Annotated in this window: 13 protein-coding genes and 1 pseudogene; 3 read left to right on the top strand and 11 right to left on the bottom strand. The window is 58.0% G+C overall.

The window, feature by feature from the left end:
- Positions 1–31: 31 nt before the first annotated feature.
- Positions 32–1,096: an alpha/beta fold hydrolase gene (locus tag AAD018_RS17860; RefSeq protein ID WP_367316497.1), complete on the bottom strand. Its 1,065-nt coding sequence runs from the start codon at positions 1,094–1,096 to the stop codon at positions 32–34.
- Positions 1,097–1,459: 363 nt separating this feature from the next.
- Between AAD018_RS17860 and AAD018_RS18425 the strand changes: the two are divergent.
- Positions 1,460–2,147 (top strand): annotated as a pseudogene (locus AAD018_RS18425) (IS6 family transposase).
- An 819-nt stretch (positions 2,148–2,966) separates the two neighbouring features.
- On the opposite strand, the gene AAD018_RS17875 reads toward AAD018_RS18425, so the two are convergent.
- Entirely contained in the window at positions 2,967–3,116 is a 150-nt protein-coding gene (locus AAD018_RS17875; RefSeq protein WP_367316498.1) for a transposase, read from the bottom strand.
- 267 nt (positions 3,117–3,383) lie between these two features.
- Here AAD018_RS17875 and AAD018_RS17880 point away from each other — a divergent pair, with 267 nt between their 5' ends.
- Positions 3,384–4,157, top strand: coding sequence for a hypothetical protein (locus AAD018_RS17880; protein ID WP_367316499.1), 774 nt, complete (start codon positions 3,384–3,386; stop codon positions 4,155–4,157).
- Between the two features lie 517 nt (positions 4,158–4,674).
- Here AAD018_RS17880 and AAD018_RS17885 read toward each other — a convergent pair.
- From AAD018_RS17885 to AAD018_RS17900, 4 genes are read right to left on the bottom strand one after another with little or no spacing between them, the layout of a single operon-like run.
- A complete protein-coding gene (locus AAD018_RS17885; RefSeq protein ID WP_367316500.1) occupies positions 4,675–5,457 on the bottom strand; it encodes a heme ABC transporter ATP-binding protein in 783 nt (260 codons plus the stop codon).
- Position 5,458: 1 nt separating this feature from the next.
- Positions 5,459–6,523 carry a FecCD family ABC transporter permease gene (locus tag AAD018_RS17890; protein ID WP_367316501.1) on the bottom strand — a complete coding sequence of 355 codons (1,065 nt, stop codon included), beginning with the start codon at positions 6,521–6,523 and terminating at the stop codon, positions 5,459–5,461.
- Positions 6,513–7,346: a heme/hemin ABC transporter substrate-binding protein gene (locus AAD018_RS17895; RefSeq protein WP_367316502.1), complete on the bottom strand. Its 834-nt coding sequence runs from the start codon at positions 7,344–7,346 to the stop codon at positions 6,513–6,515. Before AAD018_RS17895 ends, AAD018_RS17890 begins: the two co-directional genes overlap by 11 nt.
- Positions 7,343–8,383: a hemin-degrading factor gene (locus tag AAD018_RS17900; RefSeq protein ID WP_367316503.1), complete on the bottom strand. Its 1,041-nt coding sequence runs from the start codon at positions 8,381–8,383 to the stop codon at positions 7,343–7,345. Before AAD018_RS17900 ends, AAD018_RS17895 begins: the two co-directional genes overlap by 4 nt.
- Before the next feature lie 189 nt (positions 8,384–8,572).
- Here AAD018_RS17900 and AAD018_RS17905 point away from each other — a divergent pair, with 189 nt between their 5' ends.
- Positions 8,573–10,636 carry a TonB-dependent receptor domain-containing protein gene (locus AAD018_RS17905; RefSeq protein ID WP_367316504.1) on the top strand — a complete coding sequence of 688 codons (2,064 nt, stop codon included), beginning with the start codon at positions 8,573–8,575 and terminating at the stop codon, positions 10,634–10,636.
- A gap of 150 nt (positions 10,637–10,786) precedes the next feature.
- On the opposite strand, the gene AAD018_RS17910 is transcribed toward AAD018_RS17905, so the two are convergent.
- From AAD018_RS17910 to AAD018_RS17930, 5 genes are read right to left on the bottom strand one after another with little or no spacing between them, the layout of a single operon-like run.
- On the bottom strand, positions 10,787–11,713 hold the full coding sequence (locus AAD018_RS17910; protein ID WP_367316505.1) for an energy transducer TonB family protein: 927 nt from the start codon (positions 11,711–11,713) through the stop codon (positions 10,787–10,789).
- A complete protein-coding gene (locus AAD018_RS17915) occupies positions 11,710–12,096 on the bottom strand; it encodes an ExbD/TolR family protein (protein ID WP_367316506.1) in 387 nt (128 codons plus the stop codon). Before AAD018_RS17915 ends, AAD018_RS17910 begins: the two co-directional genes overlap by 4 nt.
- Entirely contained in the window at positions 12,093–12,482 is a 390-nt protein-coding gene (locus AAD018_RS17920; protein ID WP_367316507.1) for an ExbD/TolR family protein, read from the bottom strand. Before AAD018_RS17920 ends, AAD018_RS17915 begins: the two co-directional genes overlap by 4 nt.
- Positions 12,469–13,128 carry a MotA/TolQ/ExbB proton channel family protein gene (locus tag AAD018_RS17925; protein ID WP_367316508.1) on the bottom strand — a complete coding sequence of 220 codons (660 nt, stop codon included), beginning with the start codon at positions 13,126–13,128 and terminating at the stop codon, positions 12,469–12,471. Before AAD018_RS17925 ends, AAD018_RS17920 begins: the two co-directional genes overlap by 14 nt.
- Complete coding sequence (locus AAD018_RS17930; protein WP_367316509.1) at positions 13,125–13,541, bottom strand: hypothetical protein; 417 nt, start codon at positions 13,539–13,541, stop codon at positions 13,125–13,127. The genes AAD018_RS17925 and AAD018_RS17930 overlap by 4 nt, the downstream gene beginning before the upstream one ends.
- Positions 13,542–13,554: the final 13 nt, after the last annotated feature.

Raw genomic sequence — 13,554 nt, forward strand, 5'->3', positions numbered from 1 at the left:
CGCCCCTTCCGATTGTAATTTTTGGCCTGTTCTATTGGGGTGCGTTCGGAAGCTGCGCCATGAACTCGCCTAATACATCGGCATAATAACTCGCATTGAATGTCGTGCCGTGCCCGCGCGTCTCGTTATCCTCGGGCACGATGTAAAGCTCGGCATTCGGTATCTTCGCCATGTTCTCTTCCAGCATGGGCAACTCTACCGGATTACGCTCGTCATCCTGGCTCAGAATGACCAGCAAATCGGCCTGGATGTCGCCCAGCTTGGGCGTTGGATCGAAGTTTCGCGAGGCGTTCCACATATACATGACGTCATTCGCGTCACCGACGGTTTGCTGCTCCTTGCGCTCGTCGACGAAGGCATCTGCCATCTCTCGGGTCGCACCCAGTTCCTGCAGGCGCAGGTTGCCGTTCGATGTTGCAATGCCGAACCATGCCGACATGTAGCGCAACATCGGCGGCTGCTCTTCATAATTGCCGTCCATCCAGGCGGGGTCATCCCGCACCGCGTCGATCACCATGCGGCGCATCATCCAGTTGCGACCGGCCATCGGTCCGGGAAGCGAGGCAATGGGCACCCCGCCATCCATGAATTCAGGATATTCCGTGAGCCACGTCCAGGTCAGCATGCCGCCCATCGAAAAGCCGATCTTCAGATGCAGGCGATCGATATCCAGGCCGTCCTCAAGCAACATTTTCTGGGCATTGACCATGTCCATCAGCGTCTGTTCTGGAAACTCCGCGCGTAACCCATCCGACGGTTTGGAGCTTTCCCCCGCGCCAATGGCATCGACCAAAATAAGGAAGTATTTTTCCGCATCCAGCGGCTGCCCGGGACCGTAAAGATTACCGGCAAAAGCCTCACCGAGCATCCCTTTTGCCTGCCCCGTCGTGCCATGCGTGATCAGGACGGCCGGGTTCGAGGGGTCACCGATTGTAAGGTAACTGACGTTCATTTCCGGCAGAACCTCACCAGTCTCAAACTCGAAGTTCTCAATCACGTAATTCCCGCGCACCGGCTCCGAATAGTCCTGCGCAATGACGATCGAGCTCGCCATGATGAAAGAAGCCGCCAATGCTGCTTCGAAACGAATAGTCATACTGTCCTCCCTTGACCGGTTCTCTCTGATATGCTGGTCCGGCCTCAATACCAGTTAGGGTGCAGGTTTTTCCGAACCTGTCAATAATTTAGGTTCAATGCCTTTGGCTGACGTGATCTGGGACCGGGCCGCACCGGGCTTCGTTGTCTTCCGTCGCTGGTTTCGCGGACGGCTGCAGAATACGACAAAGTCCATGGGTATTTGATCCCAGGATTTGATGGCGCGATCCGCTTAGAGTAATGGAAAAAGGCACTATAGGCCAAGTTCGTCACAAGCGCGCCACGACAACGCGCGCCGCTCAAGCAGCGATCAACGATCACACGGATTGATGCATTGCCTGAGGTGTCGCTCTGACGGTTCAGCATGCTGCGCAGATCGCTGTTCAAGCACCATCGCTTTTCAGGAGACGTCGTCCTTTGCGAGGTGCGCTGGTATCTGCGCTATCCTTTGTCTTCGAGGATGTCGGTGATCGTTTCGCCGAGCGCGGCGTCACAGTTAATCGATCCACTGTGGATCACCGGGCTCGGAAAGTCAGTCCAGAGGTCATAAAGCGGACCGAGAGCGATCTGCGTCGAGCCAGCGTCGATTGTTAAGCAAACGAGATTTCTACCCGCATTGGCGCCAAGTGACGCTACCTCTGGCGCGCAATCGGTGCGAGTGGCCGTCTGGTCAACTTCTCGCTAACGGCATGGCGGGATGCCAACGCGGCCAAAGCCTTCTTCAGAAAGGCAATCGAGCCTGTTTATCTGCACCGACCCGTTGCGATCTGCTTGGACAAGGCCCAGGCCTATCACCGCGTTATCGGCGAAATCATCACTGCTATGATCCACATTTGTGCCGCAGCCGGCACATCGACCGAAAGTGGTGCAACAACCTGATCGAAAGCGATCACGCCGTTATGAAGCGATCGCTCGGCTATCGCCAGAGCTTTCGATCCTTGGAAGCGGCCCAGGCGATCCCAAACAGAATTGAAACGATGAGAACCATCAAGCGCGGCTACATCCGGCACAAGCTCTCTGGCGTCGGAGGCGAGAGCGGATTTAGCATTTAGATGCTCGCCGACGCCGTCCAATCAAAACCAAGCTTCAATCGTCGATCAATCCCCAGCGATCGGCGCGACATGCCCTTGGACAGGTTGATCGAGGCCTCGTGTTTCGTTGGAATAGGTCAAACGGTTTCGTCAGGAGACGACTGCTTGCTAGAAAGCTGTACTGCGGCGCCGAATGCATTGCTCAATATCCCCGACGGGCCGGAGGACGAAGGCGATCCGAAAGCCGCTATATTTTGACGGCCTTTGCGATTGCTAACGCATCGTCGAACTCGACGCCTAGATACCGCACTATACTGTAAACTCAAAAGCTGAACCGCTCGCAAGTCTTCTGCTTTCTTGTAGATTTGAGTTACCTTCGTCCGCCTACTCAAATGAGTTCCATAGGCGCTTGATTCTCGATTGATCGATGTGACTCAATCGCGGACGATCTATGCCTATCGGTGCGTCGAAGTGTGCAGGCGCTTACGAAAGGGGCAAGGCCAAAGATACTCGGAGCCGACTGTGAGCTCGTCCTCCATCCACGTCTCGACGGAGGCGCGGGTCCCTTCAAAAATGTCAAAACGAACTGGCTTTTGTGTCTTGCTCTGCATGACCGATGCTCTTTCCTTGATCGGTCCGGTCGCTTCGAGCGGCGCCGAGAAACACGCGGATCGATCCCGGGGAGCCGCAGACTTGCCACCGCGTGCCGCTCTTGTTCTCAATCGCCCTATCCACGGCTTTCCTCCTCGAACGTTCGCCATTGTTGCCCGGACCGATCGCGGGACATAGCTTGTCCTCAGACTTTTTTCTGAGCATTTTCTACTAGTACCGCCACTTCCATCATCCGCTTGGCCAACCTCTTTCTAGCCTTGCGGTTTTGGTTTCCAGCGCTTTAAGCCGCTTCGCATCGGCGACTTCGACGCCGCCCTCCTTACGATGCCAGTTGTAGACGGCTGCCTTATGGATCCCCGTCCTCGCAGCGCAGATCAAGTGCGCTCATCCCAGCCTGATGCTCGTTAGAAAGGCCGATTATCTGCACTGCGTTTAGACGCTTTCTCTCCGTTCGCTCTTCTCCTCAGTTGGAGAGCAGGCCACCCTCAAATCGAGTACTCCGCAGGGGAGTAGGCCTGATCGTATCCGCTTCTCCGCAATACGATCAGAGCATGACGGTTCGAATACTGGCCGCCTGGGAGGTGATCGCATTGCAAGATCGGTTGGAGTAGTCAGAGGGGCATCGTGGTAGATGGAGAACCGCCAATGAAGATCGCCACCATAGCGGCCCTGTTCGTTTTGGGAATCATGGCGGCATATGTGCTGCATGTACCTGCGCTGAACCTTGTTTCGGGCATGCGGCTTTCTGCTGAAGAACGTACCTATCCCTCCTTGTCGCAAGGCCCGCAAAGCGAAAACTACGAGATTGCGCAGCTGGTATACGGGTGGAGCGAGATCTGGTTCGATCAGCAGGACAGCAGCTATCTGATCGTCGCGGACCCGGTCGAGCCGTGGGAGCCGGGATACTTTGGCCGGTTCGTCCTGTCTGTCAGCCAGGATGGTCATCTGATAGAACGGCGGCGTCTGACCTCTTCCGTGCAGTTTCTCGACCTTGAGAATGATGCGCGATATGTCCATCTGCATATTGTGCCTGAGCGGCAATATACTCCGGCCTACAGTTTCGAACAACTTTCCGGTCGGCTCGATTTGGTCGGTTTCGAATTTACCGAGTTCGATGAATGGCCCTATCTTTACTATTTTATTCCGGTGATATCATTTGATTGGATGGGTATCGGATATTATAGACTGACGCATCGCGGCGAGCAGATTTCCTTCCGTCAGCCTACCGAATTTCACGGGGGTTTTCTGTATTCGATGCGGAACGTCGATGGACAACTCTATCTCACAACACGCGGAAACGAGCCTTCGGATGTCGTATTTCTGACAGTCGATGAAACATCATACTCTCGCAGTATGGATGGTCGGGAGACACACCGCGACGCTTACGGCCTACATGTAATTCGCGCCCGCCCGGACTGAGTATGACTGCAATGGATATTATGCTTAAACGCGTATGGGCATAATGGGTCTTCTGTCTCGGTCTGAACGGTTTCGCAGCCGTTTACTCTACCTTTTTTATGAGTAGTTCGGCCTGCGGGTGAGACAGGTCTGCGGCGCCATTCGTTTTTTGACACTGGCGCGCCGCTTCGACGGTGATTTGATCGAGGGCCAACGCGTGGCTATCTCGGCAAGCCTGATTGAGGCGGATGCCGGCAAATAGAATTCGACACCGAAGAACGAGATGGGCGTGGCGAGCGATTGCGGCCCGTGCGGCCCTTATGCCGCTGGGGAAGTGTTGCCGAAGTTCACTTTATATTCTGAACTGGTCAGTCAAGGGGCAGCGGCGCGTAAGGGGCCATCTTTCGAGAATATTTCGACTGATCGTCGGTTCAAAAATCTGGTGGCCTGATCGCGTCCATGACTGTTTGGCCGTGCGCGCGAATGCACAAGATCGATAAAGGTACGTCGGATGCGGCTTTGGAGACGTGGTCCGTCGTCACATAAGCTCAACGGCATGAGGAAGCAGGAAGAAGGTGTCTGCTAGAGGCGGTTGACGCGTGACGACCCGGCATCGATAGACATCTTCGATCGTTTGGTCTTTGAAGACCTCGTCTGCGGATCCGGCGGCCTGAAGGGATCCATTGGATAGAAGCAACACCTGCGAGGCGAACAGTCCTGCCAAGTTGAGATCGTGAAGGACAGTGATAACCCCGCCGCTCGACGCGGCAAACTGCTTGGCAAGTTTCATCACGAGGATCTGGTGCCCTAGATCCAGGCTGGAGACGGGTTCATCGAGGAATAGCCAGCGTGGAACGCCGTCCAAGACCGGGTGCCATACCTGCGCAAGCGCCCGGGCAAGCTGAACGCGCTGCTGCTCGCCGCCCGATAGCTGCTGATAGAAATGTCCGCCGTATCCGCCAAGATCGACTGCCGCGAGCGCCAGTGCTGGAATGGTCAGGTCAGCCGCCCCTATCCCGGCCCTTGCGCCGAGACCCACGACCTCTGCCGCGGTGAACGGGAATGCGAGCGGCGTCGTTTGCGGCAGAACCGCGCGAAGACCGGCCAGTTTCGCGGGATCAGCGGCAGCAATATCGTCGCCGTTGAGCGTCGCGACGCCGCTATAGGGAAGATCTCCGGACAATGCGCGGAGAAGCGTCGTCTTGCCGGACCCGTTCGGCCCGACAATGACGGTTATCTCACCGGGCTTGGCCTGCGCTGTAATCCCTTTAAGAACCGTCTTCCCGTTCAGGGTTGCTGTAAGATTCTGGACTTCTAGCACGTCAGAGATCCACGAGGGTGGTGCGGCGCAGCAGGATCCAAAGAAACACAGGCGCTCCGAGAATCGCCGTGATGATGCCGATCGGAAGCTCGGCGGGGGCCGCGATCGTTCGGCTAATGATATCGGCAGCAATCAGCAAAGACGCGCCCAAGAGCGCCGCATTGGGGATGAGCGTTGTATGGTCTGGGCCGTTCGCAAGCCTCAGAAGATGCGGTACGACGATGCCGATGAAACCGATCCCTCCCGAAACCGCGACCGCCGATCCGGTTGCCGCAGCAGTGAGAAGGATGGTTCCGGTCTTAAGACGCTCCGTTCGGATCCCCAGATGACGTGCGGCAGCCTCTCCAAGAGCGAGGCAATTCAAACCGTCGGCAAGGCGTGTCGCGAGCAGGATGGAGCCAAGGATAATGGGAGCTGTGATCCAGACCTTCAACCAGCTTGTCCCGCCCAGAGAACCAAGGTTCCAAAACGTGAAATCACGAAGTTGCTGATCGTCGGCCATGTAGATCAGGAGACCCGATACGGCAGCGGCCAGCGCCGCCAAGGCGATCCCCGCAAGCAGCATTGTTGCAATCGATGTCCGGCCTTGCCGGGTGGAGACGCGGTAAAGAAGGATCATCGTGATCCAGGCTCCGAAGAATGCGGCAACCGCAGTCAATGCGCTTCCGAAATAGGCGGCAATTGCCGTCGGCAGAAGCGGCCCCAGAACGATGGCCACGATCGCGCCCAAGGACGCGCCTGCGCTGACGCCAACGATGCCAGGGTCGGCAAGTGGATTGCGGAATAACCCCTGCATTAATGCCCCCGACACTGCGAGCGCGGCGCCGACCACGATGCCCAGCAAAAGGCGAGGCAGACGGACGTCCAGCAGAACGACCCGCTCAAGCTGACTCAGCGGCTCACCCCGGGAAAGTGTTGTGAGGGCGTTCACAAGCGAGGCGTCAGCGGCACCGCTTGTCAGGCTGAGCAAACTGACAACGACAAGAAGGCCGATAAGCCAAAGATGCATTTGCCGCGCCGTCTGGCGCCGATCCGCGACCGGTTGCACGGCGATGTCAGCCGCCATAGAGCGCCTCGCTCAGCTCCTCTGCCGCCGATGCGGTACGGGGCCCAAAGCCGAGCAGGTAAAGACCATTCATTCGGATGACCGCTTTGCTTTGCGCTGCCGGAGTGAGCGACAGAGCGGGGATCTCGAACAGCTCATCGTCGGTGGCGGCGTGATCACCGGTGCGGTCCATCATCAAGATCGCATCCGGCGCTGCCGCCGTTAGAGCCTCGTCTGTCAGCGGCTTATAACCTGTAAAGGACGTGATTGCATTCTCTGCGCCGGCCAGCTCGATGATCGCATTCGCTGCTGTTTCCGCTCCGGACGCCATCACGCGACCGTCCTGCAGGCTGAGGATGAACAGGACCCGCTTGGGTGAACTGCCTGACAAAGAGGCAGCCCGCTCTCTGGCGGCGCCAAGATCAGCGGCGACGCTCTCGCGCAGATCTGCGGCCTTGTCTTCTACCTCAAGGGTACGGCCGATTGCATCGATCTTGGCGAGGATCCCTTCCGAGGAAAACTCATCGGGAACGATAATCAACGGAATGCGGGCGCTTTCCAGAACATCGATGACTTCTGGCGGACCGGCACCCTCTTCCGCCAGAATGAGGGCCGGTTCGACCGAGAGAACGCCTTCAGCCGACAGCGCCCGCATGTAGCCGACATCGGGAAGGGAGCGAGCCTCCTCGGGATAGACGGACGTTGTGTCACGGGCGATAAGCCGGTCGCCTTCGCCCAAGGCGTATACGATCTCGGTGACGGAGCCTCCCAAAGCGAGGATGCGATCTTCTTGAGCGGCAAGCGGCTGGGCAAGGAGGGCGGCTGCAACGAAGAGACCCCTCATGACGCCGTCTCCAGCGTCTCGACAAGCGCGTTCCAGGCAGGACGTGTATCGGCCCCCTTCTTTCCGACGCCGAAGGCTTGCAGGATCAGACTGCCATCCGCATCGAAAGCTTCGACCGAAATGGCCGAACCGCGCTTGGTCGGCTTATCGACAGCCCAGACTTCCGCGACATGGTCGAGCCGAAGGTGAAGATTGAATTCTGGATCGAGCACGTTCTGCCAAGGTCCCATCGGCTTGATCTCGTGCACCGGTCCACTGTGGATCTGGATACAGCCGCGATTGCCGACGAAGATCATAAGGGGGATCTTGTCGGCAGACGCTCTTTTCAACATTGTATCGACCGCAGAGACCGCGAGAGGTCTCACAAACGGAGTACCCGCGATGCGATAGGCGCCGAGCCGGTTCATCTTGAGCTTCGCACATAGCCGCAGGAACTGATGCGTATCGGTCAGGCGCCGCCATTCTTCCTGCAGGACATCAAGTTTGGCGATGTTAAATTTGGCACCGTCAGGCGGCTGACGCGGATCGGTGCGCATTGCATCGGACTGGTCTGTCATGGCGAGGTCCCGCTTCGCCGCATCCCAGGCATCAAGGTTAGCTCCATCGCGCAGAAAGACTTTGTGAACCGCGTCACCTGCTGCATCGAAGATCTGAAAACTGCGCCGCGGCCCGGTTTCGGTCTCTGTTTCCACTGCGAAAGCGTACCGCCAGTGAGACGGGAAGATCCGCAGATCGATAGCCTCGTTCAGGATCATCGCGGCATGTTCGCCCGGATGGTAGTTCGCATAAAGACCGTCCTTTTCATGGACGCAGGAGGCATTTCGAGTAAGCGCCATGACGGGGCCAAAGCTCTCGACAGCTGGCATCAGCCGGTCAGGGTGAGCGTGAATGCGGATGACCTTCGGGCCAACATGGGCAGCGAGTAGTTCGGCTTCCGATACGCCGAGCGCCGCGGCTAGATCGCGATCACGGATCTTCGGCTTCTCAAGTCGAGCCGCGCGAAGATCAGCAGACGTGAGAACGAGCGTTTCAGTCATAAGGTGGCCTCCAGAAATCCGTTTGGAAGGATGGCGGCGGCTACCTCCTATTGTTGACGCTTTTAGTAGGTCTTTGTAGGACAAACAAGTGTGGCCGGCGGGAAATCTCGCTCGTCAGAATAGAACTGCCCAGCCAGCCCCCGCGAGCCCAAGGCACATCCAAAGGGTTTCGGGGATTAAAATATGCAAATGAAACGCGGTTTCTTTTATGGAACGACATGCGCCTTAGCCTGCTTGTCAGGCCAACTTGTCACGGCACAGGAAGAGCAGGACGGTGTCTTTCTGGGGACTATCGTCCTTGGGGAGAGCAAGCGGGAGGTCGCGACTGACACTGCGACGCCAGTGACGGAGGTCGACCAGACCGAGATCGACGATCGTCAGGCTGGCACTGTCGCCGAGTTGATCGACAGCGTCCCGGGCGTGAGCTTGGTCAATGGTTCTACGCCGAACGGGTCGGGTATCAACATCCGAGGCTTCGGCGCGAACAGCACATTCGGCAGCGATCAGAAGGTGGCGATCCAGATCGACGGAGCCAGCGTCGGCAGCGAAGAAATCTATCGGATCGGAACTCAGCTCTTTACCGATCCTGAGCTTTTCAAGAGCGTATCCGTTATTCGTGGAACAGTCGGCAGCTTCGAATACGGGACTGGAATTGTGGGCGGTGTCGTTCTTCTGGAGACCAAAGATGCATCTGACTTCACCGGTGGCGAGCCAGGTGTGCGGGTTCGGCAAACGCTTCAGTTCACGACGAATGGCGATGGTCTGACGTCGTCGTCAATCGTCGCGTGGCAGCCGACCGAGAATCTGGAGTTCCTTGCCAACTACACGTGGCGCGAGCAGGATTTCCAGACCGATGGCGATGGCGAAGACATCGGCAACAGCGCCTTCGACCTGCCGTCATCCTTGATTAAGAGCCGGTATCGATTTGGCCAGGATCGAGCTCACGCGCTGTCGCTGACCTACACCGAGACAAGCGAGAGTGATCGGGACGTGCCCTATGATACGTTTCTGACGTCTGACGATGTCTTCGGCAATGTAGATCGCGATATCGAGACCGAGACGGCAGTCCTGTCCTACGAGTACAATCCACCGGGCGACGATTTGATCGACGTCACGGTTGATCTGTCCTATGCGAACCAGGAGATCGAGCAGGAATACGTTGAGGGCAGCTCTTCATGTGAAGGCGGCCCCCCGTTTCCATGCGACTTTCCGTTTCCTGAAGGAGGCTTCAGCGTCGTTAATGCCGATCAACAATACGAAACGACGAAGCTGAGCATCAGGAATACGAGCCTGTTCACTACTGGCAGTGTCGACCACGAATTGCGGGCGGGCGTTGAGCTTCTTCGGAAAGAGAGGCTCGATGCGGCCTCTGCTCCGGGTGGAGAAGACAACCGCGTCGCGTTCTTTGCTATCGATGAGATGCGGATCGGGGAGGCTTGGACGATTACACCGGCCTTGCGTTATGAGACCTCCGAGATCGACGGAACCCTCGATGACGGCAGAGATGTGTCCTATGACAACGATGCCTTGGTCGGCGGACTTTCGGTGCGATATGCCTTCTCCAACGGGGTCGCGCTGTTCGGATCTGCGGCCTACACCGAAAACCTCCCAATCCTCGACGATCTCGAGAACGACGAGTTGATGGAGCAAGCAGAGGAGGCGCGAACGTTCGAGCTTGGCGCCTCGCTTGATCGCACGAGCATCTTCGCGGACGAGGATGTGCTGGCGATCAAGGGTACATTCTACCGGACCGAACTGACGGAAGTGACCTCTTATGTTTCTGATGTTTTCGTGGGCCCGGGGCCTGATGACATAGAGAGCCAGCCCTTGGACCGCGTGGAGACCGAGGGGTTCGAGCTTGAAGCGTCCTATGCAATGCGAAGTGGTTTCTACGTCGATCTGAATGCCAATATCGTCGCCGGTGAAGAGACCGACGCGAACGGTAGGACGACCGATTGGCGGATCACGCCAGCGGACTCGGCGCGTCTGACCCTAGGTCAGCGGTTTGGAGAGGAACTCGATCTAAGCTGGGAGATCGTGGCCGCGCGCGCAGAGAATCGAGAGGATGACCGAAGCCCCGGTTTCGCCGTTCATAATCTTCGCGCGACTTACGTCCCGCAGCAGGGCGTTCTGGAGGGATCCGAGCTGCGGTTGGGGTTGGAGAATGCTTTCGACCGGGAATTTACGCCGCATCTGTCGACGCGCCCGGCCCCCGGACGCAATATCAAGCTCTCACTGGCTCGAACATTCTAAATAGAGCAAATGATGCGCCGCAAACCTGTGGCGCATCCTTGAATAAAGAATTCTCTTTACAGCGATATTGCCGGATCACATTCTTATCGAGATTGGGGTCCGGGACTGTCTTGATCGCACCCCAAGTACAGCTTTGTTCAAAAAAGAGGGTCACCCCGCGCCTTCTATCCTGATGGAAAAGCTCCGCCTGGCGCCTGCCGGTGGCGGCGGAAATGGCGCGGCACGCTGAATGACCTGTAAGGCTGCCTGATCCAACCGAGCTGATCCGGAGCTTTGCGCAATTGATGCGCTTTGGAGCCCGCCGCTGGCCGCTATGCTGAAGCTGACGACGGCAAGTCCCCTGGAGCCCACGCGTGGCTTGGGGACACGAGAGATGCGGCGCATGACCTCGCCTGGATAGTTGGTCGCTGCCGCCGTCGTGCCAGCCTCCACGGCTTGGCCCGAACTTACGCCGGCTTGCGCGGACGTTGCGCGTTGCGTTCCCTGCGCTGAACCAGCGGTCTGGTTTTGCTGCGCCCTGTTTCCTCTCGACGGGGCCTGCTCCGTTTGCGGGGGCTCCGATCGGCGCGGCCGCTCTGCCTGTCGCGGGCGGTCCGGGCGAGGGCTGGGGCGAAGGGACCGGGAGACTGCTGTCGTCGACTCGATCGCTCTAAGCGTCTCTGCCGGTGGTGTTTGCTCGGCTGACCGGGGAGAGACGCGCTCGGCTGATTGAGGGGTCGAAGGTTGTGACGGGGCGAGCACCGGGGCCTCGGGTCCGGCTAAGGCATCCGATGTCGGTCGCGGGATTGCGGTCTCTGCTGACACGGTGTCCGAGGGGCTGATCGGCTCTGCGCTCGTCTTTGGCTCGGCCTGTTCGGGCGTCTGCGGAGTAAGCGTTTCCGACGCGGTTACGGCTTCCGCCTCCAGGATCCCTTGGCTGAAGTCTGCAAAGCTGGAGCCGATCCGCGCCTCGAACGAGCCTGTGCGGCTCTCGATCAGCGCCTCTTCTTCAGAGACGAAGGCCAGAGCGGGTACCAGATGAAATGTCACCGCGATAACGGCGAAAACAGATATGGCCCATAAAGACGATCGGATCATGGCAGACCACGCTCCGTCACCGCAACAACCCGTCCCGCGCCTTCGCGGTGCAGGTTTCCGGTGATCTCCACGAGATCCTGCGCAGGCAAAGCGCGGTCCGGAACAACACGAAGGACGGTCCTCTCTTCCTCGGTCAGTGCGTCCATGAAACCGGCGACGGATACTTGATCCTCTCCGCGATAGCTCATGCGACCGTCGGGATGGATGACCAACGCATCCGGTGGTGGCGCCCCGTCGAGCTCCGCTGTCGAGACAAGCTGCAAGTCGCGATCGAGCGGCGGCGCAAGCGTTCCTGCCGCCATGAAGAAGATCAGCATCAGAAAGACGATGTTGATCAGGGCAATGGTCGGCTCCAGCCTAGATTTACGGCGACGCGGTCTCATGACATCTGCCCGAGAACAGCGATCGAAAGTCCGGGGATACCTCGCAAGACCACCATGACATCGATAAGCCGTTGTGATGAGATATCCGGCCGAAGGCTGACCAATACGGGAAGGCGTTCGCCGCTGCGGGGAATTGCGATCAATGCGGGGGTCAGCTGCTCGATTGTCATTGCCGTGCCATTCAAGGCAAGGCGACCGGTCTCAACCTGCAGAAACGCTGGCGTCGCATCCGGGAGAGCATCTCCTTGGCCCGGAGCGCTTGCAAGTTCGACCTCGGCGAATCGCGAGAAGGTGGAACTGAGCATGAAGAAAAGCAGCAGAAGGAAGATAACGTCAATCAATGACGTCATAGACAGTCTGCGTTTACGACGCTCACGCCTCAGCATAGGCCTGACCAGACGCCGGCTCTGCGGCTGTTACGTCGATATCCCGAGGACTTAGGATCGTCTGGATTGCAGTCTCGGCAATCATCCTTTCGTTGTCCATTCTCCCTTCGAACCAGCTCAGAACGAGAGCGGTTGGCATGGCAACGGCCAGCCCGACAGCCGTTGTCAGAAGCGCCACCCAGATCCCCCCGGCCAGGATCGAAGGATCGACTTGTGCCCCTGCCTCCTGCAGGGCCTGGAAGGCCTGGATCATGCCGAGGACCGTTCCGAAGAGGCCTAAAAGCGGTGCGATTTGCGCGACGCTATCCAGAAATCGAAGACCCCGTTCCAGCTTGCGGGATCTCGCTTCGGCCTCCGCCTCAAGACGGGAGGCCGAACCGTCTCCTCTCTCCATGCTCATTTCCACGACTGGAGCCAGATAGCTGGAAGAGCGCTCGAGATGAGATCGCGCATCGCCGCGGCTGCCTTGATCCCATGCCGCTACAGCTGCCTTGAGTTCGCGGTGGCGTCCGACGCCCGCCACTGCAAATTGCCAAGACTTGTAAAGCATGACGGTTAACGTGACGATCGAAAGACCGATAAGGATCAGAACGACGGGTCCGCCAAGCTCTTCGATACGGCGGAAAAGATCGATAACGGCAGTCATCCGATCACCTCGATCTGGGTTCTTGAGCTCAGTTGGAGCGAGGCCGAGCAAGCATCTGCATTGTCGGTTTCGGAAATGCAGGTATGGGCATTGTTGAAGAGTATCCGCCCAAGCTGATCACAGGTCAGATCCGGCACGACAAATTGCCGGACCCGCGAAAGCTCGGACGGAAGAGCTGCGAAATCGAGAAGTGTCAGCCGTTCGACCTGCCCATCGGGATCGAACAGGACGATCTCGTAGACGGCCTGCTCAATTTTCGTCGACATGCCGTTGGTGATGACAAATGTCAGTCGACAGGACAGATCTTCGGTCTGTATTGCATTCAGCTCGATCGAGAGGCCGTCAGACGGATCCTCGGCCATCGCCTGACTGGCCGCGACAGCCAGTGCAAAGACAAGCGAATTTTTCCGCATTCAAACCTCCGGT

Origin of the sequence: Aestuariibius insulae (assembly GCF_040783535.2) — a bacterium.
GTDB lineage: Bacteria > Pseudomonadota > Alphaproteobacteria > Rhodobacterales > Rhodobacteraceae > Aestuariibius > Aestuariibius insulae.

Coding starts and splice junctions, on each gene's coding strand:
- AAD018_RS17860 (WP_367316497.1), bottom strand. CDS start 1,096: ATGACTATTCGTTTCGAAGCAGCATTGGCGGCTTCTTTCATCATGGCG.
- AAD018_RS17880 (WP_367316499.1), top strand. CDS start 3,384: ATGAAGATCGCCACCATAGCGGCCCTGTTCGTTTTGGGAATCATGGCG.
- AAD018_RS17890 (WP_367316501.1), bottom strand. CDS start 6,523: ATGGCGGCTGACATCGCCGTGCAACCGGTCGCGGATCGGCGCCAGACG.
- AAD018_RS17895 (WP_367316502.1), bottom strand. CDS start 7,346: ATGAGGGGTCTCTTCGTTGCAGCCGCCCTCCTTGCCCAGCCGCTTGCC.
- AAD018_RS17900 (WP_367316503.1), bottom strand. CDS start 8,383: ATGACTGAAACGCTCGTTCTCACGTCTGCTGATCTTCGCGCGGCTCGA.
- AAD018_RS17905 (WP_367316504.1), top strand. CDS start 8,573: ATGAAACGCGGTTTCTTTTATGGAACGACATGCGCCTTAGCCTGCTTG.
- AAD018_RS17910 (WP_367316505.1), bottom strand. CDS start 11,713: ATGATCCGATCGTCTTTATGGGCCATATCTGTTTTCGCCGTTATCGCG.
- AAD018_RS17915 (WP_367316506.1), bottom strand. CDS start 12,096: ATGAGACCGCGTCGCCGTAAATCTAGGCTGGAGCCGACCATTGCCCTG.
- AAD018_RS17920 (WP_367316507.1), bottom strand. CDS start 12,482: ATGCTGAGGCGTGAGCGTCGTAAACGCAGACTGTCTATGACGTCATTG.
- AAD018_RS17925 (WP_367316508.1), bottom strand. CDS start 13,128: ATGACTGCCGTTATCGATCTTTTCCGCCGTATCGAAGAGCTTGGCGGA.
- AAD018_RS17930 (WP_367316509.1), bottom strand. CDS start 13,541: ATGCGGAAAAATTCGCTTGTCTTTGCACTGGCTGTCGCGGCCAGTCAG.